This window comes from Limnobacter thiooxidans, assembly GCF_036323495.1.
In the GTDB taxonomy this organism is placed as follows: Bacteria; Pseudomonadota; Gammaproteobacteria; order Burkholderiales; family Burkholderiaceae_B; genus Limnobacter; species Limnobacter thiooxidans.
In genome coordinates this window covers 2,738,996-2,762,067 of sequence record NZ_AP028947.1, presented here as the reverse complement: position 1 = coordinate 2,762,067, position 23,072 = coordinate 2,738,996, and the positions used below count along the sequence as shown (strand labels likewise).

General features: G+C 53.0%; 21 protein-coding genes. 11 read left to right on the top strand and 10 right to left on the bottom strand.

Annotation, left to right across the window (positions count from 1 at the left end; translation table 11 throughout):
* Window position 1: 1 nt before the first annotated feature.
* The 7 genes from RGQ30_RS12575 to RGQ30_RS12545 form a co-directional block, all read right to left on the bottom strand.
* The gene (locus tag RGQ30_RS12575; RefSeq protein WP_130557891.1) at window positions 2-1,063 is read right to left on the bottom strand and encodes a microcin C ABC transporter permease YejB; all 1,062 of its coding nucleotides are present in this window, start codon (window positions 1,061-1,063) and stop codon (window positions 2-4) included.
* Window positions 1,064-1,088: 25 nt separating this feature from the next.
* A complete protein-coding gene (locus RGQ30_RS12570) occupies window positions 1,089-2,150 on the bottom strand; it encodes an ABC transporter substrate-binding protein (protein ID WP_130557892.1) in 1,062 nt (353 codons plus the stop codon).
* A gap of 234 nt (window positions 2,151-2,384) precedes the next feature.
* Window positions 2,385-3,485 (bottom strand): sigma-54 interaction domain-containing protein, encoded by a 1,101-nt coding sequence (locus RGQ30_RS12565; RefSeq protein ID WP_338284465.1) that lies wholly within the window; start codon window positions 3,483-3,485, stop codon window positions 2,385-2,387.
* Window positions 3,486-3,764: 279 nt separating this feature from the next.
* Window positions 3,765-4,559: an ATP-binding cassette domain-containing protein gene (locus tag RGQ30_RS12560; protein WP_130557894.1), complete on the bottom strand. Its 795-nt coding sequence runs from the start codon at window positions 4,557-4,559 to the stop codon at window positions 3,765-3,767.
* 24 nt (window positions 4,560-4,583) lie between these two features.
* Window positions 4,584-5,336 carry an aliphatic sulfonate ABC transporter permease SsuC gene (gene ssuC, locus RGQ30_RS12555; RefSeq protein ID WP_130557895.1) on the bottom strand — a complete coding sequence of 251 codons (753 nt, stop codon included), beginning with the start codon at window positions 5,334-5,336 and terminating at the stop codon, window positions 4,584-4,586.
* On the bottom strand, window positions 5,333-6,523 hold the full coding sequence (gene ssuD / locus RGQ30_RS12550; protein ID WP_130557896.1) for an FMNH2-dependent alkanesulfonate monooxygenase: 1,191 nt from the start codon (window positions 6,521-6,523) through the stop codon (window positions 5,333-5,335). The genes ssuC and ssuD overlap by 4 nt, the downstream gene beginning before the upstream one ends.
* 26 nt (window positions 6,524-6,549) lie before the next feature.
* Window positions 6,550-7,533, bottom strand: a complete 984-nt coding sequence (locus RGQ30_RS12545; protein WP_298216637.1) for a sulfonate ABC transporter substrate-binding protein — start codon at window positions 7,531-7,533, stop codon at window positions 6,550-6,552.
* A gap of 235 nt (window positions 7,534-7,768) precedes the next feature.
* Between RGQ30_RS12545 and RGQ30_RS12540 the strand changes: the two genes are divergently transcribed.
* The 10 genes from RGQ30_RS12540 (at window position 7,769) to RGQ30_RS12495 (ending at window position 16,533) form a co-directional block, all read left to right on the top strand.
* Window positions 7,769-8,986 carry an acyl-CoA dehydrogenase family protein gene (locus RGQ30_RS12540; RefSeq protein WP_130557897.1) on the top strand — a complete coding sequence of 406 codons (1,218 nt, stop codon included), beginning with the start codon at window positions 7,769-7,771 and terminating at the stop codon, window positions 8,984-8,986.
* 125 nt (window positions 8,987-9,111) lie between these two features.
* Window positions 9,112-9,327: a TOBE domain-containing protein gene (locus tag RGQ30_RS12535; protein ID WP_130557898.1), complete on the top strand. Its 216-nt coding sequence runs from the start codon at window positions 9,112-9,114 to the stop codon at window positions 9,325-9,327.
* A 34-nt stretch (window positions 9,328-9,361) separates the two neighbouring features.
* A complete protein-coding gene (locus RGQ30_RS12530; RefSeq protein ID WP_130557899.1) occupies window positions 9,362-10,348 on the top strand; it encodes an aliphatic sulfonate ABC transporter substrate-binding protein in 987 nt (328 codons plus the stop codon).
* A 14-nt stretch (window positions 10,349-10,362) separates the two neighbouring features.
* Window positions 10,363-11,166 (top strand): ABC transporter permease, encoded by an 804-nt coding sequence (locus tag RGQ30_RS12525; protein WP_130557900.1) that lies wholly within the window; start codon window positions 10,363-10,365, stop codon window positions 11,164-11,166.
* A gap of 13 nt (window positions 11,167-11,179) precedes the next feature.
* Window positions 11,180-12,001 (top strand): ABC transporter ATP-binding protein, encoded by an 822-nt coding sequence (locus RGQ30_RS12520; protein ID WP_130557901.1) that lies wholly within the window; start codon window positions 11,180-11,182, stop codon window positions 11,999-12,001.
* Window positions 12,002-12,029: 28 nt separating this feature from the next.
* Window positions 12,030-12,581: an NADPH-dependent FMN reductase gene (gene ssuE / locus RGQ30_RS12515; RefSeq protein WP_130557902.1), complete on the top strand. Its 552-nt coding sequence runs from the start codon at window positions 12,030-12,032 to the stop codon at window positions 12,579-12,581.
* A 178-nt stretch (window positions 12,582-12,759) separates the two neighbouring features.
* A complete protein-coding gene (cysT, locus tag RGQ30_RS12510; RefSeq protein WP_130557903.1) occupies window positions 12,760-13,599 on the top strand; it encodes a sulfate ABC transporter permease subunit CysT in 840 nt (279 codons plus the stop codon).
* The gene (cysW, locus tag RGQ30_RS12505) at window positions 13,599-14,480 is read left to right on the top strand and encodes a sulfate ABC transporter permease subunit CysW (RefSeq protein ID WP_130557904.1); all 882 of its coding nucleotides are present in this window, start codon (window positions 13,599-13,601) and stop codon (window positions 14,478-14,480) included. The genes cysT and cysW overlap by 1 nt, the downstream gene beginning before the upstream one ends.
* 32 nt (window positions 14,481-14,512) lie before the next feature.
* Window positions 14,513-15,607, top strand: coding sequence for a sulfate/molybdate ABC transporter ATP-binding protein (locus RGQ30_RS12500; protein WP_130557905.1), 1,095 nt, complete (start codon window positions 14,513-14,515; stop codon window positions 15,605-15,607).
* A complete protein-coding gene (locus tag RGQ30_RS12495; RefSeq protein WP_130557906.1) occupies window positions 15,604-16,533 on the top strand; it encodes a CysB family HTH-type transcriptional regulator in 930 nt (309 codons plus the stop codon). The genes RGQ30_RS12500 and RGQ30_RS12495 overlap by 4 nt, the downstream gene beginning before the upstream one ends.
* 647 nt (window positions 16,534-17,180) lie before the next feature.
* Here RGQ30_RS12495 and RGQ30_RS12490 read toward each other — a convergent pair.
* On the bottom strand, window positions 17,181-17,705 hold the full coding sequence (locus tag RGQ30_RS12490) for a flavin reductase family protein (protein WP_130557907.1): 525 nt from the start codon (window positions 17,703-17,705) through the stop codon (window positions 17,181-17,183).
* Between the two features lie 171 nt (window positions 17,706-17,876).
* On the opposite strand from RGQ30_RS12490, the gene tgt reads away from it, so the two are divergent.
* Window positions 17,877-19,010 carry a tRNA guanosine(34) transglycosylase Tgt gene (tgt, locus tag RGQ30_RS12485; RefSeq protein WP_130557908.1) on the top strand — a complete coding sequence of 378 codons (1,134 nt, stop codon included), beginning with the start codon at window positions 17,877-17,879 and terminating at the stop codon, window positions 19,008-19,010.
* Here tgt and RGQ30_RS12480 read toward each other — a convergent pair.
* Both RGQ30_RS12480 and RGQ30_RS12475 read right to left on the bottom strand, forming a co-directional pair.
* Window positions 18,992-20,608 (bottom strand): chemotaxis protein CheW, encoded by a 1,617-nt coding sequence (locus tag RGQ30_RS12480; protein ID WP_130557909.1) that lies wholly within the window; start codon window positions 20,606-20,608, stop codon window positions 18,992-18,994. The genes tgt and RGQ30_RS12480 overlap by 19 nt on opposite strands.
* Window positions 20,605-23,052 carry a methyl-accepting chemotaxis protein gene (locus RGQ30_RS12475; RefSeq protein WP_130557910.1) on the bottom strand — a complete coding sequence of 816 codons (2,448 nt, stop codon included), beginning with the start codon at window positions 23,050-23,052 and terminating at the stop codon, window positions 20,605-20,607. The genes RGQ30_RS12480 and RGQ30_RS12475 overlap by 4 nt, the downstream gene beginning before the upstream one ends.
* Window positions 23,053-23,072: the final 20 nt, after the last annotated feature.

The following is a 23,072-nucleotide window of genomic DNA, read 5'->3' as shown; positions in this document are numbered from 1 at the left end:
GTCAGGCCTCCCTGCGGTCAAATTGAATGCGTGGATCAACCAGCATGTAGGCGAGGTCGCCGACCAGTTTCGTCAGCAGTCCTATCAAGGTGAAGACATACAATGTGCCCAGCACCACGGGATAGTCTCTGGCGTTGATTGATTCGAATGAAAGCAGGCCGAGTCCATCAAGCGAGAACAGGGTCTCAATCAGCAGGCTGCCGGTGAAAAAGGCCGCGATGAACGTGGCCGGGAAACCGGTGACCAGTGGCAGCAGCGCATTGCGGAAAACATGTCGCCACAACACCTGTTTTTCCGACAATCCTTTTGCACGTGCGGTCAGCACATACTGTTTGCTGATTTCTTCCAGGAAAGTGTTCTTGGTGAGAAAGGTTTTGATGGCAAAACTGCTGATGACCGACGCGGTAACCGGCAGTGTGATGTGCCACAGGTAGTCAGTAATTTTTGCATGCCAGCTCAAGGTGTCCCAGTCGTCAGACACCAGTCCGCGCAGCGGAAAGATGTCCCAGAAGGATCCTCCTCCGAACAAGAGGATCAGCAGCACGCCCAGTACAAAGCCGGGTATTGCATAGCCTGTTAGTACAAGAATGGATGAAAGGGTGTCAAACCGTGTTCCGTTGCGAACGGCCTTGGCCACACCCAGGGGAACCGAAATTGCATAGGTCAGTACAAAGGTCCACACACCCAATGCCACCGATACGCCCAGTTTGCCCGCGATCAGGGTTGATACACTTTCATTGCGGAAATAGCTTTCCCCCAGGTCAAACCGCACAAGTTGGGAAAGCATGTGAACGTAACGTTCCCACACGGGTTTGTCGAATCCGTAAAGACTCGTCAGGTGATCAACCTCTTTCTCGTCGATTCCAATTCGCCCACTGTAATTCCATGAACCAGAGCCACTGTTGCCGTCCTGGCCTGTCCTTGCACTTTCACCTTCCAGTTGGGCCATGGCCTGGTCCACGGGCCCGCCCGGCACAAACTGGGTTACCACGAAAGTCAGTGTAAGCACCCCGAACAGCGTGGGCACCATTGCGAGTAATCGTTTTAACAAATACGGAAACATGATTGATCACCTTGGTTGCAAGCGCTTAGGCCGCCTGCTGTTCACCTTCGGCCAGAACGGCTTTGAGTGGTTCGGGGTTGATCCAGCTGTGCACATCGAAGTCTGCGGCAATGAAGCCTTCTTTCAGCAGGAAGTCTTTGTAGGCACTCAGCGCTTCAATGGATTGCGGGTCAAGGTCAGTGCCCTGGTGAAGGTGCGCATCCGGGCCATAGGCACGCTGAACCCATTCGGCGGTGGATCCTGATTCACGGGCGATGTAATCAATGGTCCACTTCTGGTTGGTTTTTGCCCACTCACCAATGGCCACAATGCGTTGCAGAAAACGTTGCACAATGTCTGGCCGTGTTTCCAGCAGTTCGCGGTCCACCGTGATGGGGCGCGGTGCGCCATTGTTGGCCCGAACCAGTTTGCTTGGGTGCTGGCGAATGTCATACACAATATGAACCCCGTGCGTTTCAGCAGCCTCAAGACCTCTTGCACCTTTTACGAAAATGGCATCCACTTCACCCGCCTTCAGCGCCTGAAACAGGCTTTCATAGGCACCTGGACGCGTGCGAGCAGGTTCGTCATTCACGCTTGAGTTGGCCCAACCTTGTCCCGGTGCTCCACCTTGTCCAGATTGAACATCAATGAAGTTCACCTCCTCGCGATTGACACCACCCACTTCCAGCGTGACCAGCAAGCCACGCAGCGCACCTGCCCGGGCGTGGTCAATGCTGTTGTTGCTGACGGGCAGCGCAAGTCGCTTGCCACGCAGATCAGAAGGCTTTTCGATGCCACTGTCTTTCAGGCTGACAATCAGCTGGGCTTCATCAATCCAGTTCAATCCAATTACAATCGTGTCTGCACCACGGGCCTTTGCCCAGATTGCTGGCACGTTGCCGCCCTGTCTGAACGAGTGGGGAAGGTGGTGGTCGTAATGGGACTCGCGGGTGGATGCATCACCCGTGTCCTGAAGGGTCTTGATGGTGATGCCATCATCCCCGAACTCCTGGTTGAACCAGCCTAGCCGCGAGGCCAGTCCAAGTGGGGTTGGAACCGGGCATCGTGTATACCAAAGGGTGTCTACTTGGTTGCGATCTGTCATTTTATTCCTCGTCAATTCGGTTGATAACAGTTGGTAAATGGCAGGTTTCGTGCCAGCGGATCCCAAGACCCGTCATTTCAGCGGAATGTCTTGTTTCACAAGGACTTGGCGACATTCCGGGTTTTCATGGACATCCGAATCGACGTGTTGCTTGTTGCTCCTTCAACACCTGGGTGATGAAGGAGCAACAGTCGTTCGGAAGATTTCATCTTTGAAAGGAAAGGCAATTCCTGATCAGCAGAGACTGAGGTCCTCAGTGTCACTGCATTCGTCTTGTCGCTCCCCAAGCAGTCCAGAGCGTTTCAAGTGTGTTCTCAGCACATTGCGGGTGATACCGAGTATTCGAGCGGTGTGAACCTGGTTTTCATCGCAGTGCTGGTAGGCTTCGGTCACCAGTATTTCGACCATGTGTTCGAAATCCAGCTCATGATGTGCCTGAAGAAGTTGCTGAATTTCGAAGCGGTACCCCGCGTAATGATCGCTCTGTGGTTTGTGGCTTGGCTGGGGCTGGGACGCCACAGGAGGTAACGGCTCGTAACTTGTTGTTGTCGGATTGTCTGAAGCGCGCCAGTCGGGTAGCTGCAGATCAACTGCATTGATCCAGCCGTTGTGGCTCACCAGCAGTGCCCTGTGAATCACGTTTTCAAGTTCCCGAATATTGCCGGGCCAGGGGTAATTCAGTAATGCCTTTTCTGCCAGTGGCCCAAGGGTTGCGCCATCAATGTGGATTCGCCCTGCGTACTGTTTGACGAAGTGTTGTGCCAGGGGAAGGATGTCGCCTTTGCGTTGGCGTAAAGGCTTGACCGGCAGGTTGACTACCTGAAGGCGATAGAGAAGGTCTTGCCGAAATCTGCCTACCCGTACCGCTTCTTCCAGGTTCACGTTGGTTGCCGCGATCAGCCGGAAGTCAACCGGTGTGGGTTTGCGTGATCCGATTCTGACCACTTCCCGCTCCTGCAAAACCCGAAGCAGTTTGACCTGCATCGCAAGTGGCAAGTCACCAATCTCGTCGAGAAAAAGGGTTCCACCGTCGGCTGCTTCAAACCAACCGGCACGGGCAGTTTGTGCACCGGTGAACGCGCCTCGTTCGAAGCCGAACAGCTCGCTTTCCACCAGTGTTTCCGAGAATGCCCCACAGTTGACGGCGATGAAGGGCCCCTGACTTCTTTCGCTCAGTGCATGCAGGTGGCGCGCAACCAGCTCCTTGCCTGTACCTGTTTCACCTATGATCAAGGCGGTTGCATCGCTTGGTGCAACCCGCTCAATCAGTTGGAGCAATCGTTGAGACTCGGGGTCTGAGAATACAAAGGCCGTGGCACGAATCAAAAGACTCATGGCCTGCGGATCTTTGAATGCGATTAATTGATGAGGTCCTTTTTCCATTGCTTCATTTTAGGAAATAAATGAATCATGGCCAACGAATTTTCACTTCTATTAATATGCTTTTCCAAGCTAACGAAAACTAAATAAAAATCATATATATCAATGACTTGATGATTTTTAAACAGTTGTTTTGGGTTGTTGTTGAAAAATCAACACCCGGGTTTTCTCAGGTGTTGATTTGCTGGCAACTTAACTAAATAAAGGGTAGTTGATGTGATGTGCATTCGCTTTTCAATGCACTTTTGACCGGTTCAGAATTTTACCCAGCAGTATTTTTTCAAGGTTTGCAAATTCGGCATCGCCTTTTGAGCGAGGACGGTCCAGGTTAACCGGAATGTTTGCGGTCACCTTGCCGTCATCAAGCAGAAGAATCCGGTCCGCCAGTGCAATTGCTTCCGACACATCATGGGTTACAAGAACGGCAGTGAATTTTTCTTTGACCCAAAGTGATTCAATCAGCGATTGCATCTCGAGTCGGGTCAGGGCGTCCAGTGCACCAAGTGGCTCGTCCAGAATCAGCAGGTTGGGGGAGTGCGCCAGCGCCCTGGCCAGCGCAACACGCTGTTTTTGACCACCCGAAAGTTTGATGGGCCATTCGTGGCCCCGGTCTTCCAGACCGACTTCCTTCAGCCGTTTTTTGATCACGGCCTTGTCATCTTCTCCAAGGCCCAGCGCCACATTCGAACTCACCGATTTCCAAGGCAGCAAGCGAGGGTCCTGGAACATGATGCGGGTCTGCTGTCGGGCTTGGTCTGGGGATTTGCTCCATTTGATTTGACCAGAAGAGGGGGAATCCAGTTGTGCAATCAATCGCAGCAAGGTACTTTTTCCACAGCCACTTTTTCCAACAATTGCAATGAATTCACCAGCCTTTATTGACAAGTCAAGCTCCTGAAGCACATGGCGATCGCCAAAGCTTTTCCCCAGGCCGTGAATTTCAATTGAGAGCCCATGAGGTGTGGCCCCTGTCCTGTTCTGGTCGTCAATCGATTTGACGGTGTTGTGTTCAATGCTGTTGGTCTGCATGAAAGTTCTCTTTAAGCGATTGGTTTATTGGTAGCCCGGGTGCCAGCGAAGCCAATATCCCTCACAGGTCTTTGCGAAAATATCCGCCACTTTCCCCAATACGGCATACAGCAAAATCCCCACCAGTACGATGTCGGTTTGCAGGAATTCGCGCGCATTCATGGTCATGTATCCAATCCCGGCCTGGGCTGAAATGGTTTCTGCGACGATGAGCAGAATCCACATCAATCCGAGCGAGAAACGAACGCCAACCAGAATCGAAGGAAGTGCGCCGGGAAGAATCACATTGCTGTAAAGCTGAAAGCCCCTGAGTCCATAGCTTTTTGCCATTTCAATCAGGTGGGGATCGACTGATTTGATGCCGTGGTAAGTATTCAGGTACATCGGGAAGAACACGCCGAATGACACCAGGAAAAGCTTTGCCGTTTCATCAATTCCAAACCACAGAATGACCAGCGGAATCAGTGCCAGTGGTGGTATGTTGCGCACCATCTGCAGGGTTGTATCCAGCAGGGTTTCCATGAACTTGAAAGAGCCTGTCAGCAGCCCCAGCAGGAAACCAATGCCTCCGCCCACCGCAAAACCAGCGAGCGCACGCCAGGTGCTGGTTTGAAGATGCAGCCAGAGTTCACCGGAAACCGCGAGGTCTCTGGTGGCTGTCAACACCGCTGACGGTGCTGGAAGAATGCGGCTGGACAACCAGCCGTAACTGACGGCAAGCTGCCAGAGGCCCAGGATCACAATTGGCGGAATCCAGGGCGCAATTTTTTTGATCATGACGCACTCACTTTCGCCACCGGATCTGTCTGTTTTGTTTTGCCGGGTGCAATGTGGTTTGCGACGATCTCGCCGAATGGACCGGAAAGGCTGAAGCCGGGCAAGGCGTTTTGAGGCTTCCGGTCCAGCAGGGGAAACACCAGCTCTGCAAACCTGTACGACTCCTCCAAGTGCGGGTAGCCCGACAAGATGAAAGTCTCGATGCCCAGGTCTGCGTATTCTTTCAGCCGTTGGGCAACTTGTGCCGGGCTGCCAACCAAGGCAGTGCCAGCACCGCCGCGAACCAGGCCAACACCCGCCCACAGGTTGGGGCTGACTTCAAGGTGTTCACGTCCCCCCTTTTTGCCACCGTGCAATGCAGTCATGCGTTGCTGGCCCACAGAGTCCATTTGAGAAAACTTTTTCTGCGCGGCTTCGACAATGTCGTCATCCAGTTTGCTGATCAGCCGATCTGCTGCTGCCCATGCCTCGTCCTCTGTTTCGCGAACTATCACATGCAGGCGAATACCGAATTTCAGCGTACGTCCTTTTTCGGCTGCACGCTTTTTCATGTCCTGAATTTTTTCTTCAACTGCTGCGGGCGGTTCGCCCCAGGTCAGGTACACATCCACCTGTTCAGCGGCAAGGTCGTGGGCTGGCCCGGAGCTGCCGCCAAAGTAGAGCGGTGGGTAGGGCTTTTGTACAGGTGGGTACAGGCCCTTTGCACCTTTTACCGACAGGTGTTTGCCTTCAAAATCAAATGAATCCCCTTCGTGAGTGGCTTCAAGCATGCCTCGCCAGATCTTCAGGTACTCATCGGTGACCTCATACCTTTCGTGGTGCGCCTGAAATATTCCATCGCCTTCCAGTTCAACAGGATCTCCTCCCGTCACCACGTTGACAAGCAGCCGACCATTGGAAAGCCTGTCGAATGTTGCAGCCATTCGCGCGGCAAGCGTCGGGGAACTCAAGCCTGGCCGGACAGCAACCAGGAACTTGAGTTGACGCGTGAATCCGATCAATGCAGAGGCAGTGACCCAGGCGTCCTCGCAGGACCGACCCGTAGGCAACAACACGCCGTCATAGCCCAAGGTGTCTGAGGCAATGGCAATTTGTTTCAGATAGTCAAAGCTGACTTGTCTGCCACCTTCGTCAGTACCAAGGTAACGGCTGTCGCCATGGGTTGGAATAAACCAAAAAAGATTCATGTTGAGTGCTTCCTGTAATTGCGTGATCACTTGCCTGCAGTGGTGATGCCTGGCTTGAGCTGTGCGTCGCTCACCTGGATTTTCTTGGGGATCAGTTTCAATTCAAAGAATGTGTCTGCAATGTTCTGTTGTTCCGCCAGCACTGCATCCGTGATTGGGCGTACATCGTGAGAGTATCTGCTGATGCTCAGCTCAACCACCGGCGTGTCCAGACCCTGCAGCGGGGAAAGAAGTTGGGCTGCCTGTTTGTTGTTCTTCACAATCCATTTGCCCTGCTTGCCGAGTTCGTCCAGCAGTTTGTTCAGCACGGCAGGGTTCTTCTGGGCAAATGTTCTTTCCGCCAAAAAGAAGGATTGGTTGTTCACAATTCCATCGGCACTTTGAAGCACTTTCGCACCCACCTGTTTTTCTGCAGCGGCCGCGAACGGATCCCAGATTACCCACGCATCAACACTTCCACGTTCAAAGGCCGCACGCGCATCTGCAGGAGGTAGAAACACAGGCTGAATGTCAGAATATTTCAGTCCGTTTTTCTCAAGCGCCTTGACCAGCAGGTAGTGAACGTTTGATCCTTTGTTCAAGGCCACTTTCTTGCCTTTCAGGTCCGCCACATTTTTAATGTTGGAGTCCTTTGGAATCAGAATCGCTTCTGCACGTGGTGAGGGGGCTTCATAGCCGGCATATACAAAATTTGCACCAGCAGCCTGCGCGAAAATCGGGGGGGCTTCTCCAACATACCCAAAGTCCACCGAGCCCACGTTTAGTCCTTCCAGCAGCTGGGGGCCTGCCGGAAATTCAATCCATTTGACGTTGACATTATTCTTTGCAAATTCTTTCTCCAGCGTGCCCTGCGCCTTGATCAGGGTCAGCAGGCTTGCCGCTTTCTGAAATCCGATGCGCAAGGTGAGGTCTTCAGCCTGTGCTGTTAATGGAATGCTTGATGCAATTGCGAGGGCTGCAACTGTTGAAAGAAATTGTCGGCGTTGAAACGACTTCAGCAGATTGATCATTTGTTGGTTTTCCTGATTTTGTAATGAAGGGAATTCGAAGTAAAACCAGTTTAGGGAGTTGGGTCTGGAAGGCGAACGATTAAGTTTTGATAAGAAAATGCAAATTTCGATCTATGCGTTTTTACCGGTTTTTTCTTCGATCGAGAATGCATAAGCAAAGATCAAAAATTTCGTAGGGACTTTCAGGTTGCGCTTGATAGGCTTGCGGCGTCTTCATCTCAATGTGGCTTCTGACATGAGCAACAGTTCTGTTTTGTACGCAAACTTCAATCAGCAAACCGGCGACCTGGAGCGCAGTGAAATTTTCAGGATTGCAGACCGCCTTGCCGAGCAATTGCGCTTGACTGCAGCAGAGCGTGATCAGCGCGGAGGTTCTCCCCAGCATGAAAGAAAGCTGGTTCGCGAATCCGGCCTGCTGCGTTACTGGATACCAAAGGGACTTGGTGGTTTGGGCGGCAACTGGCCTGATCTTTATCAGATCATTCGTACCTTCGCGCGTGTCGACAGTTCAGTGGCCCAGGTCTTCGCGTTCCAGTTTCTGATGTTGGCTTCCATTCGCTTGTATGGAAGTCAGTTTCAATCGGAAACCCTGCTTCGGGAAACTGCAGAAAGGAACTGGTGGTGGGGCAATGCGCTGAACCCGCTCGACAAGAGAACGGTGGCCACACGTCAAGGGAATCATTACCTGTTTCATGGCCAGAAAAGTTTTTGCAGCGGTGCCTTACATTCTGATCGACTGATTGTTTCCGGGCTGGACAGTGAGACGGGCAAGTTGCTGATTGCCGCTGTGGACACTGCCCGGGATGGCATTCACCTGTTTGATGATTGGGACAATTTTGGCCAGCGTCAGTCCGACAGTGGCAGCGCCGACTTCAACAACGTGCGTGTCGAGGCTTGCGAGTTGTTGATGGATCCAGGGCCATTGAGCTCTCCGTTTTCGGCGCTTCGGTCTTTGGTCGCGCAATTGATATTTACCAATATCTATCTCGGTCTGGCAGAGGGAGCAATCGCCGAAGCAGTGAACTACACCCGCGAGTCTGGCCGTGTCTGGTCGGGGTCCCTGGCGTCGAAGGTTGAAGAAGATCCCTATATGCTGCTGCATTACGGACAGTTGCACGCAGGTTTGCAGGCAACACGTGTCTTGACCGACCACGCCGCCTTGCTGCTGGATGCTGCTTGGGCCAAAGGGCTCGCCTTGACTGAGGAAGAGCGAGGTGAGGTTGCTCTTGCCGTGTTTACAGCCAAGGTACATGCGACCCAGTCAGGGCTTGATACCACTTCAAAAATATTCGAGTTGACCGGACCGCGTGCCACCACTGCGCGTCTGCGGCTTGACCGCTACTGGAGAAATTTGCGTGTGTATTCGCTGCACGATCCTGTTGATTACAAGTACCAGGAATTGGGCAACTGGGTGTTGAACAAACGCTATCCAACCCCCGGCTTTTATTCCTGATGAGGCTTGATCGATTTGCATTGAATATGGTTATAGAAAATAAGTCGTTCATGTTTTTTTTCTCTTCCCGTAACTTGGCTCATCAATTTGAAATTTGAACCTCTCCGTCATTCAAGGATTTGATAATGGCCATTGTTGCTGTCAATGCGCGAAACCAGTTTCGCGGAAAAATCAAGGAAATCATTCTTGGTTCTGTTGTGTCCGAAGTCGATGTTGAAACGCCTGCGGGCATCGTGACTTCCGTCATCACCACACGCTCGGTCAAGGAACTTGATCTCCAGGTGGGTACTGAGGTGTTGGCTTTCGTGAAGTCAACCGAAGTATCCATTGCAAAACTCTAATTTTTTTCATCTTATTTTTAAGGTTGCAACTGAAATGAATCGCCTTTTGAACAAAGCTGTCAACTTCACAAAAGTGGTCACCGCCGCTGCACTGGTTTCATTGAGCGGTGGCGCCATCGCTGCTGATTTCCCGAAAGAACTTCGGGTCGACTTCGCCTATTATTCACCTTCCAGCCTGGTGTTGAAAAAGTTTGGCTGGCTGGAACAGGACTTGAAATCTGAAAACGTGGATGTACGCTGGGTGTTGAGCCAGGGCAGTAACCGCGCGCTTGAACAGTTGAACAGCGGCAGTGTGGATTTCGGTTCCACTGCGGGCCTGGCCGCCACATTGAGCCGTGCAAATGGCAATCCCATCAAGAATGTTTATATTCTTTCCCGCCCTGAATGGACTTTCCTGGTTGTTCCGAAAGACTCACCTATCAAGACAGTGGCTGACCTGAAAGGCAAGAAAGTGGCTGCGACGAAAGGTACAGACCCCTATCTGTTTCTGCTGCGCGCACTGAATGATGCCGGGCTGGACAAGAACTCGATCGAACATGTGGCCCTTCAGCATGCGGATGGCCGTACAGCGCTTGAACAGCGGCGCGTCGATGCCTGGGCTGGTCTGGATCCACTGCTGGCCACCAGCGAGCTGGAATTTGGTGTTCGCCCTGTTTACCGGAATGTGGCCTATAACACCTATTCCTTTCTGAATACAACGGACGCATTTGCTGCCAAGTATCCAGCAGCGGTCAAAAAGGTGATTGCCAACTACGAACGTGCCCGAAAGTGGATTTTGGCCAACCCGGAAGAAACTGCAAAAATTATTGCAGAAGAAGCCAAGATTTCTCCCGCAGTGGCCAAGGTACAGTTGAGTCGCAATGACTTCTCGAATCCATTGCCTGGTGCGGAACATGTGAAAGCACTCAAGGCAGCTGCGCCCATTCTTCTTGAAGAAGACCTCGTAAAGAAGGGTACGGATGTCAACAAGGCAATTGATGCCTTGGTAGACCCTTCGTTTGCTGCCTCCATCATCAAGTAAGGGAGCAGCAGTTCATGAGTCATGTTTCAGTGTCCACCGGATCCGCCGGGCTGTTTGATCAGCTTGCGCGTTTCCAGGGTTTTGCGGTTCCTGTGGCGTTGTTGATTGTGTGGGAGCTGGCCGTGCACTGGGGTGCTGTCAGTGCACATTTAATGCCACCTCCGACAGCAATCGTTTTGACGCTCAAAGACATTGCCCTGGATGGAAGTCTGTTTGTACACATTGGTGTTAGCAGCCTTCGCGTATTGACAGGCTTCACACTTGGCGCAGCGCTTGCAATCGTTGTCGGTGCTGTAGTGGGGTTGAATCGGCGCGCTGAAGCACTGCTGGACCCGACCTTTCAAGCCATTCGTGCCATACCTTCACTGGCGTGGGTGCCCTTGCTGCTGCTGTGGCTGGGCATTGATGAAGGCCCGAAAATCACCCTGATTGCAATCGGGGCATTTTTTCCGATTTATCTGGGCTTCGTTTCCGGTATCCACAACGTGGATCGGAAACTGGTGGAACTCGGTGAAATCAGCGGCCTGAAAGGTGTCCAGATGGTGCGGCGAATATTTCTGCCCGCTGCATTGCCTTCCCTGTTTACGGGCGTCCGAACGGGGCTGTCTCTGAGCTGGATGTTTTTGGTGGCTGCCGAGCTGATTGCTGCAAGCAAAGGACTTGGGTATCTGCTCACCGATGGTCGGGAAACCGGTCGTGCCGATCTTGTCATTGTGTCCATCATTGTGCTCGCACTACTGGGCAAGTTCAGCGACAGCCTGTTGCGCGCGCTCGAAACCAGATTACTTTCATGGCGCGATGTCTACGCGTCACGATAAAGGATGAATTGTCATGTCGAATTTGATCTTGGATCTCTCGGTCAAAACCAAGGGTTTTGACGGCGTACACGTGCTGGACAACATCCACTTTGAATTGAGCGCTGGCGAGGTTGTGAGCCTGGTGGGCGCGAGTGGATGCGGAAAAAGTACGCTGCTTAGAATTGTTGCGGGCCTGGACCGGGACTTTGATGGTGCCGTGACCGTAGCTGGGGAGCCAGCGCGGGTCCATTCAGGGCATGTGGGGTTCATTTTTCAAGAGCCCCGTTTGTTGCCCTGGTTGACCGTGGCCGAGAATGTGGGGTTTGAGGCTGGCCCCAAGGGCGCTGCACATCCCCGGGTTGCAGAGCTTCTTGAGGAAGTGGGTTTAAGTGACTTTGCCAACGCCTATCCAAAACAGTTGTCAGGAGGCATGGCTCAGCGTGCCTCAATTGCCCGCGGCTTGTTTAATCAGCCCCAGCTGCTTTTGCTGGATGAACCATTCAGTGCCGTCGATGCATTTACAAAAATGCGCCTTCAGGATCTTTTGTTGAATGTCGCAGCCCGACACCGCACCACTGTGCTGCTGGTTACGCATGACATTGATGAGGCGGTGTATCTCAGCAACCGGGTTTTGGTCATGACCAGCAAGCCCGGTGCCATTTCGCATTCGGTCAGCATGGACATTCCTCATCAGCGTGATCGCAGGGATGTGCGTCTGGCAGAACTTAAAAGCACTGTCCTCACCTTGCTCAATGAGGGCATGGGTAAGTTTCAGGGCGTCTCCGTGGAGGCACAGGAAACCGCACGGCAACTGATAAAGCGGGTCAAGGTAAACCGCTTCTCAATTGCCTCGTGAATATTGACCAATAGAACAGGATATGAAAATGACAGAAGTCGTAGTAATTACAGGGAGCCCGTCAGCCAACTCAAGGTCGGCCGCGCTGGCTGCACATGCCCGTCAGCTTTTTGAAGGCAGGGGTGTTTCGGTTGAGCAGATTGATGTCAAATCTTTGCCTGCAGAGGACCTGCTACACGCCAATTTCAACTCGGCCGAAATACAGGCGGCGATCGCAAAAGTGTCAGCCGCTCGTCTTCTGGTTGTTGCAACACCGATTTACAAGGTGGCCTACAGTGGGATATTGAAAGCTTTTCTGGACCTGTTGCCCCAGGATGGGCTGACTGGAAAGGTCGTTGTCTCAATCGCTTCGGGTGGAAGTGCGGCTCATCTTTTGGCCCTCGATTATGCGTTACGGCCGGTGCTTGCTTCTCTGGGTGTGCAGTCGGTGATTGGAAACATCTATGCGGTGGACTCCCAATTGCCCCGCTCCCCAAATGGGGGTTACCACATTGACACTGAAATCCAGAGACGCCTGGATGCCGCAGTCGATGCCGGTTTTGAGCAACTGGTCAGGCTGGATTTGGCGCTGACCACCTGATCCCTCCGAGAAAGAGTACGGACGCGCGTATCCAGTTTTTTTAAACCGAAGGCTTGCCTTGTTGGGCAGGTCTTCATAAGTTTTTCTTATATCTATCCAATTTTTTAATCGTTCGGTATATAAGGCCATTCCAATAGACTGCTTGCTCTGAATCATTTCGATATTGCTAGGGTCTATCGTGGCGTCGTCCTCTTCTACCAAACGGGTGTTACCGGGGTTTCATTTAACCCTGGGTTATTCCATTACCTATCTCTGCCTGATCATCCTGATCCCTCTGTCGGCTGTCTTCATCAAGACATTTGAGCTCAGCCTGGCTGAATTCTGGGCCACAGTGACCGATTCCCGCGTGGTGGCAACCTACCGGGTGTCCTTCGGGATTTCCTTGCTTGCAGCCGTTATCAACGCGGTATTCGGGCTTTTGCTGGCCTGGATTCTGGTTCGATACACTTTCCCTGGCCGCAAAATAGTGGATGCGCTGGTTGATTTGCCATTTGCCTTGCCCACTGCTGTGGCAGGCATTGCGTTGACTGCCCTTTACGCGGGCAACGGTTGGATCGGTCAATATCTCGAACCCCTCGGCTTCAAGGTGGCTTTTGCACCGCCCGGAATTCTGGTCGCCCTGGTGTTCATTGGCCTGCCTTTCGTGGTTCGCACAGTGCAGCCCGTGCTGGAAGACATGGAGTCCGAGCTGGAAGAAGCGGCCGGCAGCCTAGGGGCAAACAGGTGGCAAACCTTTTTCCATGTTGTTTTGCCCATCGTGTTTCCGGCCTTGCTGACAGGCTTTGCGCTGGCATTTGCCCGTGCCGTCGGCGAGTATGGTTCCGTTATCTTCATCGCGGGCAACATTCCGTATGTTTCGGAAATCACACCCTTGATGATCATTACCAAGCTGGAACAGTACGACTACGCTGGCGCCACGGCCATTGCCTCGGTCATGCTGATCATTTCATTTGTTTTGCTATTGGCCATTAACGGCTTGCAGGCCTGGACCGCCAAACGCACAGGGAGAAGTCAATAATGTCAGGCTCAGTTGCATTGCACATTCACACTTCGCGTGCAGAGAAGCTGCAAAGCTCATCGGCCACGCGTGAAGCCACTTGGGTTAAATGGAGCTTGATCGCCACAGGTGTTACGTTCTTCGCATTCTTTCTGTTGATGCCACTGTTTGCCGTGTTTGTTGAGGCATTCCGTCAGGGTCTTGGCGTTTACTTTGAAGCCCTTAAAGAACCTGATGCCGTTTATGCATTGAAATTGACCTTGCTGGCCGCAGCAATAGCTGTCCCGTTGAACCTGGTATTTGGTGTGACCGCCGCCTGGGCCATTGCCAAGTTCGAGTTTCGGGGCAAGCATTTTCTGATCACCCTGATTGACCTGCCTTTTTCAGTCAGCCCAGTGATTGCCGGTTTGGTTTACGTGCTGCTTTTTGGCGCGCAGGGCTGGTTTGCACCTTTGCTGCAGGAATACGAAATCCGCATTATTTTCGCGGTTCCCGGGATCGTGTTGGCCACGGTGTTTGTGACCTTTCCATTCATTGCCCGTGAGCTGATTCCACTGATGGAAGCACAGGGCAAAGAGGAAGAGGAAGCCGCCGTGGTGCTGGGTGCGCGTGGGTGGCAAACCTTCTGGCATGTCACCTTGCCCAACATCAAATGGGGTTTGCTCTACGGCGTAATTCTCTGTAACGCCCGGGCCATGGGTGAGTTTGGCGCTGTTTCGGTGGTTTCGGGCCACATCCGTGGTGAGACCAATACCTTGCCACTGCACGTGGAAATTTTATACAACGAGTACCAGTTCTCCGCCGCTTTTGCTGTGGCGTCTATCCTGGCCTTTCTCGCATTGATCACCTTGGGCATCAAAACCTGGGTGGAGTATCAGGCAGCAAAGCAGGGCGTTCACTAAACACTTCGGCAAGCGAAATTCAAGGAATTATCATGAGCATTCAAGTCAAAAACATTCAGAAACAGTTTGGCGATTTCACCGCATTGAACAACGTCAGCCTAGACTTCAACAGTGGTGAACTGGTTGCCTTGCTAGGCCCATCCGGTTGCGGAAAAACCACCTTGCTGAGGATTATTGCCGGGCTGGAACAGGCCGACAGCGGGGCAGTGATTCTGGATGGCGAAGATACATCCGGCACTCACGTGCGTGATCGCAACGTGGGCTTTGTATTTCAGCATTACGCGCTGTTCAAGCACATGACCGTGTTTGACAACGTGGCTTTTGGCATGCGCATGAAGCCGCGTTCCGAACGCCCCAGCAAGGCCGAGATCGCTGAAAAGGTACACAGCCTGTTGAAGCTTGTGCAATTGGACTGGCTGGCGGACCGTTTTCCTTCGCAGCTCAGTGGTGGTCAGCGCCAGCGAATTGCATTGGCACGCGCATTGGCCGTAGAGCCCAAGGTTTTGCTGCTTGATGAACCCTTTGGTGCATTGGATGCCAAGGTCCGCAAGGAACTGCGCCGTTGGTTGCGCCGCTTGCACGATGAACTGCACATTACGTCCATCTTCGTTACCCACGATCAGGAAGAGGCACTGGAAGTGGCCGACCGCGTGGTCTTGATGAACCAGGGGAATGTTGAACAGATCGGCACACCCGAGGAAGTGTATCAACACCCGGCCACACCGTTTGTTTATGGTTTTCTGGGTTCGGTGAACCTGTTCAAGGCCAGAAATCTTGGTGATGAAATTCAGGTGGGCAATTCCAACCTGGCGCATTCCGGTACGGTGCTGAACAGGTCTGGTGATGTTGTTCAGGGGGCTGACGTACTGGCTTTTGCACGTCCACATGAAATCGACATCCACACAGAGACCGATTCTTTAGTGGGCTTGCCCGCCAAAGTTGTGCGCGTACTTCGCTTTGGTTTGAATACAAGGGTCGAGCTGGATTCCATCGACCTGCAACCAGCGCAACATTTTGATGTGGAAATCAGTGCGGAGCAGGCCTTGCGTTTGAATCTGCAGGAGGGGCAAACCGTGCGCCTTTCTGCAAAGGCATTGAAGGTATTTGAAGCGGCGGCTACGGCATGAATTTCCAGCAACTGAGAATTATTCGGGAAACTGTTCGCCAAGGTTATAACCTTACAGAAGTGGCCAACAGCCTGTACACCTCGCAACCCGGTGTGTCCAAGCACATTCGTGACCTTGAAGAAGAGTTGGGTGTTGAACTGTTCATTCGAAAGGGCAAGCGCTTGATGGGTTTGACCGACCCCGGCAAGGAATTGCTGGTGCTGGTGGAGCGCATGCTGCTGGATGCAAAGAACATCAAGAACCTGGCGGAACAGTACAGCAGCCGCGATGTAGGGCAGTTGACTGTGGTCACCACCCACACGCAAGCCCGGTATTCCCTGCCTTCCGTGGTAAGCGCGTTCAAGCAGCTTTTTCCAAAAGTACATCTGCGCATGCACCAGGGTAGCCCCAAGGAAATCACCCAGATGTTGCTGGATGGTCAGGCCGATATTGGCATTGCCACTGAAGTGTTGGGCAACGTGGATGAGCTTGTGTCCTTCCCCCACTACCAATGGAAGCACCAAGTAGTAGTGCAGCAAGGGCATCCACTTTTGCGCTTGGCCGAGCCCACCCTTCATGATATTGCTGAATACCCGATTGTGACTTATCAGGAGGGTTTCACCGGGCGAATCAAGATTGATGAAACATTCAGAAAATTGGGTTTGACACTGGATGTGGCCATTTCTGCGCTGGACGCCGATGTGATCAAGACCTATGTCGAGCTTGGCTTGGGTGTTGGCATTATTGCCAGCATGGCGTACAACCCGGTGAAAGACACCGGTTTGGCTGTGCTGAATGTCGACTCGGATTTGCCTTTGAACACCACCAGCATTGCAATACGCAAGGGCCATTACCTTCGATCGTTTGCTTACAAGTTCATTGAATTGTGTAATGCTGATTTGACTGAAGTGAGGTTGCTCGCAGCATTAAACGATTCGGTGGCTTGAAACGCGATTCTGCGCGGCGAGTCAGTGCTTCTTCAACTGGCGGGTATCACTGCTTCCTCATCGTGGCTTGCCGGCTTCCACACTGAAAACCGCTAGTCCCGTTTTGAACGAAGGCTTTGCATTCACCACCAGCCCAACAAAAAAGACGGTTGGGCTGGGGTGTCGCGCACAGCGCGAACATTGCAGCCTTGTTCAGCCGGGGCGGTTTTCCTGAAGTGTGAAAGAGGCAAGCGCACTGCTGAGTCAGCGTGAAACCGCCGTCGATGATTCCAGCACAACCGCTGCAAGTTACCTCTGGTTCCAGCCTTCAGCGCGTCACGAATCATTGCTGGCTTTCAGCCGATCGGCAGTGATGTTCCAATCGTTTCGCCATTCAAGAAAACCTGCCCGGTTGAATTCACACGCCACGTTCGGCCGCAGGCCGACACCAGTTTTGGCCATCAGTTTTGCCAAAACTGGTGAGTCAGTGTGAATTTCAAAAAGGGGTCAACAGGTTTTCAGGCGAAAGATTGGAATTCGCGCTGATCAGGCTCAGGAAGCCAGCACGCTAATTCGATTCGCGCCGATCAGGCTCAGGAAGCCAGCACAGTGATTCGACTCGCGCTGATCAGGCTCAAGAAACCAGCGGCGATTCCCGCCGGCCAGGCTCAATTCCGGAAATACTTGCGTGAGCGGTAAACCAGCGCCTCGCCTTCCCGGAAATCGCACCGCAACACCTCGCCCACCATGATGAAATGATCGCCTTCATCGTGGCGGTTACGCACCTTGCACTCAAAATGCGCCAGCGCATTCGGAATCAAGGGGACACCACCCAAACCTTCAATCACCTCAAGCCCTTCAAAGCGGTCGCCTTTGAAGGTTGAAAAATGGTGCGACAAAGCTTCCTGGTCGGCCGACAGCACGCTCACGCCATAGTGGGTGGCCACTGAAAACGCATCGTGGCTGCTGGCCTTTTTGGACAGGCTCCACAACACAAGCGGTGGGTGCAGTGAAACCGAGTTGAATGAATTGGCCGTAACGCCCACATACTTGCCGTCTGCATTCTTGGTGGTGATGATGGTGATGCCGGTTGCGAACTGCCCAAGGGCTTGTCGAAAGACGTGTGCGTCAAGCTCGGTGTCGCCTTCTCGCTTCTCGGCACGAATGAATTCAGGTGTTGCGGGTGATTGCATTTGGGTACTTCTTTTTTGATGACTGGCCCCATTGTGCCAAACAAGTGTTCAAATTTCTGGAATTCCCGCTCAAAACGTGGTTTTCAGGCCCATGTGCTTGAAATGATTTAAAATACACGCAATTCTAAATCTTCCAATCCGAAGGCCCCCGCGGCCGCAAAGGCATTTTTCTTGAGCGCATTGTCATTCAAACTCAAAACCACCTCAGGCCAGGCACGTCGTGGGGAGATCACCACTGCACATGGCGTTATTCAGACGCCAATTTTCATGCCGGTGGGTACGTACGGTACGGTCAAAGGAATGACGCCGCGCGATTTGAAGGAGATCAACGCACAAATCATTCTGGGCAACACTTTCCACCTGTGGATGCGGCCTGGCCTGGACATCATGGCCAAGTTTGGTGGCTTGCACCAGTTCATGGGCTGGAAGGGCCCAATCCTGACCGATTCGGGTGGTTTTCAGGTGTTCAGCCTGGGTGCCATGCGAAAGATCAAGGAAGAGGGCGTTCATTTTCGCAGCCCGGTGAATGGGGACAAGCTGTTTCTCACGCCTGAGGAAAGTATGCGAATTCAAACCGTGCTGAATTCCGACATCGTCATGATTTTCGATGAATGCACGCCATATCCGGCTACCCACACCGAGGCCCGCGTTTCCATGGAAATGTCCATGCGCTGGGCGCGGCGGTCTCGTGATTCGTTTGATGAATTGGGCAACTCCAACGGTCTGTTCGGTATTGTGCAAGGTGGCATGTACGAAGACCTGCGCGACATTTCCCTCGAAGGGCTTGAGCAAATCGGTTTTGACGGGTACGCCATAGGTGGCTTGTCGGTTGGCGAACCCAAGGATGACATGCAGCGTATTCTGGCGCACACCGCACCCAAGCTGCCGCAGCACAAGCCGCGTTACCTGATGGGTGTAGGCACACCCGAAGATTTGGTCAATGCCGTGGGCAAGGGCATCGACATGTTTGACTGCGTCATGCCCACCCGCAATGCGCGCAATGGCTGGCTATTCACGCGCACCGGCGATATTCGTATTCGCAATGCCAAATTCCGCAACGATGAAAGTCCGCTGGATGCAAGCTGCACCTGTTACACCTGTCAGAATTTTTCACGCGCGTATCTGCACCACCTGGACCGCAGCAAGGAAATTCTGGGCGCCCACCTGAATACCATGCATAACCTGCATTACTACCTTGAACTGATGCGGGAAATGCGCGAAGCCATTGAGGCCGATGTGTTTGATACATGGGAAAAAGAATTCCACGCCACACGGGCTTTGGGCAATCATGCCTCTGCCGTGTGAGTGCACTCCAGCTGTTTTTCCTGTTCCGGGCTTAAGGCTGTTTGATCGCACCGCGCAGCCAAATGGCACTCGGCAAAACGCTGGGCTTCTTCTCTTGCTGAAATGATTTCAAGCAGCTTGCGTTCATTGCCAACCAGAACTTCCGCCAGCTTTTTGGTGAGCTTGTTGACCCCCGATCGTTCCGTTCGGGCGGCTCCCAGCACCGGTACTTCAGGTGACCAATTCGCCTGTTCAATCGACCGCAGGCAACCCACGGCCAGGCCGATGGGCTGATTCTCCAGGTGCACCACCAACACATTGCTGGAGGTATTCAACTTCTGCCGTGGTAACCCCAGGTGTTGCGCAAGGTCCACCACCGGAATGGCCCGGTTGCGGTGGGTCATGATGCCCCGGAAAGGGTTGTCGCGAGGAAATGCCTCTTTAACCCCACGGTAGGGCAGTACTTCTGCAATTTCCGAAATGGGAATGACGTGATCCCCGTTCATGTCAAACACAATGACGCGTTGATCAACTTCAAGCCGTCGCAGGCCTTTGCGCTGATGGTCTGATTCCTCTGGAACATCTTTCGTATTTTCTGCCCGGTGAACCAAGTCTGCCAACGCCTTTAGTCCCTGGTCGGCAACCATGCCTTTTGGATGGATCACATAAAAGTGCTCGTCGTGTGGCTGCTCGGGGTAAATTGAGTGCACCGCAATGGTTTGTCGCAGCACCTTGGTTTTCAACACCGCAATATTGGGTAGATCAATCAGCTGATTTGGGTTTACTTGCACAATGTCCAGAATTTCATCAATCAGCACAGCCATCGCACCCTGCCCGAATCGCAACACGAAAGCAGGCTGAGCTGGGTCACCGACGCACATGTTTGTTTTTAACGGACCAGCCTCCACCCCAAAGTTCAAGTAGTCAGTCAGTGAAATTGCAGGAATTTCACGTTCCCGATAAATCGCATTGCCCTTGTAGTGACCGTTGCACACGTCTTTACTTTTCAGTTGCGCGCGCGGCATGGTGGTTTCAATTTCTTCCGGGTTGACTGCAAACAGCAAACCCTGGCTGCGCATCAGCAACAGGGGCACCCGGTGGTGTTCTTCCGCGCTAGCATGTTCCTGACTTAGCGCATGGCTTTGCCGGTGCGGTTCAGGGTCGCTCACGGCGGGCAGTTGCGGAAGTGCCATCAGAGCCTGGGCACACAGTACGCTTAGCAGTTTGCCTGAAGACGGGTTCTGAAGACTGCCCCTTGCCACACGGCCCACTGCGTCTGTGCTGTGAAAAGCATTGAGCTGATTTGTATTGGCACTGAACAGGCAGTCCACTGCCGTGGCGACGATACCTGCCAAACGCCCCTCATGGGCCACAACGACCACACACTGGCGGTGGTTAGCCTGCTCGGTTTGCCCCAACAAAACAGACAAATCCACCACTGGCACGAGCACTCCGCGCAAGTCCAGGCCACCCAGTACCCAAGGAGCAGCGGTGGGCAACTGTTGAAGCCTGGTGAATGGCACCACTTCCCGAAGCATGTCCATGGGCAAAGCCAATGCCATTGAACCCAGCCGGAAGGCACCAAACACTTCGTCACTGTTCGAATTGCCACCGTTCATGCTACGCGCCTCTTCTGGGTCACGATGGCCAGTTCTTCGATCAATGTGGCCAACTCTTCAGTGCAATCGCGTTGGGTTTGCACGCGGCTCATCACTTCATTCATCAGTTCCTGGGTGTTGTTCAGCGTGTCCACGATGTGTTCAAACTTGCCGCCTGCATCGTCGCTGCTGGTGGCGCTGTCATTGACCTGCAACCGGGATTCCTCGATCAGGGCGGCGATTTCCTTGGCGGCAGTGCCGCTGCTTTCAGCCAATTTGCGTACCTCGGAAGCCACCACGGAAAAGCCCACGCCATGTTGCCCCGCGCGAGCTGCTTCAATTGCTGCGTTGAACGCCAGCAGGTTGGTCTGGTTGGCAATGTCGGTCACTGTGCGAACAATGTCAGCCACTTTGCTGGTGTGGGTCTGGGTTGCACCAATGGATGCAGACACCCGCTTTAATTCGCTACGCCCTTCCTTGGCCCATTCCAGGCTTTGAAGGGCCGATTTGGCCACCGTGCCGGAGTCTTTGGAGATGAGGTCAATGCGGTCCATGATCTGGCAAAGGCTTCTTCGCATCAACTCGGTTTTCTGGTTGATGCTTTGTTCCAGCTGGACTTCCTTGGTGACATCGTAGGCGTACTTCACGATTTTCAGCACCTTGCCATTCAGGTCAAGTATCGGGTTGTAGGTGGCTTGAATCCACACGTCGCGGTTGAATTTTCCAACCCGGTGAAAGCGGCCACTGATGAATTCGCCTTCATTGAGCTTGAGCCAGAAGTCGCGGTATTCTTCGCTCTGGGTGTAATCCAGCGTGCAGAAAATGCTGTGGTGCTGGGCCTGGATTTCCCGCAAGGTATAGCCCATGGCATTAAGAAAATTCCGGTTGGCAGTAATCACACGGCCTTCCAGATCAAACTCGATGACGGCCTGCCCCAGGTTGATCGCAGCCACCTTGGCTTCGAACTCCTGGTTCCGCATCTTGATTTCCGTGATGTCGCTGGCAAATTTCACCACTTTCACCAGCTGCCCGCGCGGGTCGTAGATGGGGTTGTAGGTGGCCTGAATCCAGACTTCCTTGCCATTCTGCGCCACGCGTTTGAATTCACCCTGAACGAATTCACCCCGGCCCAATGTTTCCCAAAATGCCTGGTATTCGCTGGATGCGCTGTGCTCCGCATCCACAAAAAGGCGGTGGTGCCGCCCCAGAATTTCTTCGCGTGAATAGCCCATCAACTTCAGGAAGTTGGTATTGGCGGTCAGCACCTTGCCTGCCATGTCAAACTCAATGACTGCCTGCGCGCGGTCGATTGCCCCCAGTTTTCCTTGCGCATCCATTTGCAGGTTTTTGGTGGCAGTGATGTCTTGCTGCAGGTACACCACCTTGATCAATTCCCCGCTGATTCCGAAGATCGGACTGCGTGTGCCGGCCACCCACACTTCGCGGTTGTCAGCACCCTTCAGGCGCATTTCACCACTCACTGAGCGGCCGTCCCGCAGGCTGTTCCAGTCTTGCAGATACTGGTCAGCGGTTCGGTCGCCGTCGAATAGAAGGAAGGTGTCCTGTTTGCCCTGCAACTCGCTTTCCTTGTAACCCAGTGTGTTTTGCATCAGGCTGTTCGAGGCGATGATTTGCCGGTCACTGTTCAGTTCCAGAATGCAATTGCTCTTGGACATGGCCTCCAGCTTGGCCTGTGTTTCTCCGTTTTTCAGCTTGGTGTCGGAAATGTCGTTGCAAAATTTCACCACCTTGACCGGGTTACCATCCACCCCCTTGATGGGCGTGTAACTGGCATACAGCCAGACGGCCTTGCCTTGCCTGTTCACCCGCATGAATTCGCCGGACTTGAATTTGCCACTGCCCAGTTCACGCCAGAACAACTGGTAGTCGTCGCTGTTTGCATATCCCGCTTCACAAAACAGGCTGTGGTGCTTGCCAACGATTTCGGTCAATGAATAACCCATGGCATTCAGGAAATTGGTGTTGGCGGCCAGCACATTGCCTTTCAGGTCAAATTCGATGACAGCCTGTGTGTTTTCAATGGCATTGAGCTTGCACTCGGCTTCCAGTGCTTTCTGTTTCGCTTCAGTGATGTTCATCGCGATTTTGACGACAGAAATCACCTCACCCTGTTCATTGTGCACAGGGCTGTAGCTGGCCGAAATGTAAACAGGCTCACTCTTGGAGTTCAGCCTCAGAAATTCACCACTACAACCTTCGCCGCTTTGCAGGCTTTCCCAGAATTGCTTGTATTCAGGCAGGTTCACAATACCCGGTTGGCAGAACATGCTGTGGTGCTTGCCCACAATGTCTTCGAAGGCATAACCAAAGGCATTCAGGAAATTTGCATTCGCAAACTTGACCCGCCCGTTGAGATCAAATTCAATGCAGGCCTGGCCGCTGAGCAGTGCGTCAAACAGGGCTGATTTGTGTGTTGGGTTGAGAAGTGCTTCGGGAGTTTGCATGTGCAGTGTGTCCTTGCTGA

Excerpts from the sequence above, each read along its gene's own strand:
- RGQ30_RS12525 (WP_130557900.1), top strand. The coding sequence starts at position 10,363 with ATGAGTCATGTTTCAGTGTCCACCGGATCCGCCGGGCTGTTTGATCAG.
- RGQ30_RS12560 (WP_130557894.1), bottom strand. The coding sequence starts at position 4,559 with ATGCAGACCAACAGCATTGAACACAACACCGTCAAATCGATTGACGAC.
- RGQ30_RS12500 (WP_130557905.1), top strand. The coding sequence starts at position 14,513 with ATGAGCATTCAAGTCAAAAACATTCAGAAACAGTTTGGCGATTTCACC.
- RGQ30_RS12575 (WP_130557891.1), bottom strand. The coding sequence starts at position 1,063 with ATGTTTCCGTATTTGTTAAAACGATTACTCGCAATGGTGCCCACGCTG.
- RGQ30_RS12540 (WP_130557897.1), top strand. The coding sequence starts at position 7,769 with ATGAGCAACAGTTCTGTTTTGTACGCAAACTTCAATCAGCAAACCGGC.
- RGQ30_RS12570 (WP_130557892.1), bottom strand. The coding sequence starts at position 2,150 with ATGACAGATCGCAACCAAGTAGACACCCTTTGGTATACACGATGCCCG.
- RGQ30_RS12495 (WP_130557906.1), top strand. The coding sequence starts at position 15,604 with ATGAATTTCCAGCAACTGAGAATTATTCGGGAAACTGTTCGCCAAGGT.
- RGQ30_RS12490 (WP_130557907.1), bottom strand. The coding sequence starts at position 17,705 with ATGCAATCACCCGCAACACCTGAATTCATTCGTGCCGAGAAGCGAGAA.
- cysW (WP_130557904.1), top strand. The coding sequence starts at position 13,599 with ATGTCAGGCTCAGTTGCATTGCACATTCACACTTCGCGTGCAGAGAAG.
- RGQ30_RS12545 (WP_298216637.1), bottom strand. The coding sequence starts at position 7,533 with ATGATCAATCTGCTGAAGTCGTTTCAACGCCGACAATTTCTTTCAACA.
- ssuE (WP_130557902.1), top strand. The coding sequence starts at position 12,030 with ATGACAGAAGTCGTAGTAATTACAGGGAGCCCGTCAGCCAACTCAAGG.
- RGQ30_RS12475 (WP_130557910.1), bottom strand. The coding sequence starts at position 23,052 with ATGCAAACTCCCGAAGCACTTCTCAACCCAACACACAAATCAGCCCTG.
- RGQ30_RS12565 (WP_338284465.1), bottom strand. The coding sequence starts at position 3,485 with ATGAGTCTTTTGATTCGTGCCACGGCCTTTGTATTCTCAGACCCCGAG.
- RGQ30_RS12480 (WP_130557909.1), bottom strand. The coding sequence starts at position 20,608 with ATGAACGGTGGCAATTCGAACAGTGACGAAGTGTTTGGTGCCTTCCGG.
- ssuC (WP_130557895.1), bottom strand. The coding sequence starts at position 5,336 with ATGATCAAAAAAATTGCGCCCTGGATTCCGCCAATTGTGATCCTGGGC.
- RGQ30_RS12530 (WP_130557899.1), top strand. The coding sequence starts at position 9,362 with ATGAATCGCCTTTTGAACAAAGCTGTCAACTTCACAAAAGTGGTCACC.
- RGQ30_RS12535 (WP_130557898.1), top strand. The coding sequence starts at position 9,112 with ATGGCCATTGTTGCTGTCAATGCGCGAAACCAGTTTCGCGGAAAAATC.
- ssuD (WP_130557896.1), bottom strand. The coding sequence starts at position 6,523 with ATGAATCTTTTTTGGTTTATTCCAACCCATGGCGACAGCCGTTACCTT.
- RGQ30_RS12520 (WP_130557901.1), top strand. The coding sequence starts at position 11,180 with ATGTCGAATTTGATCTTGGATCTCTCGGTCAAAACCAAGGGTTTTGAC.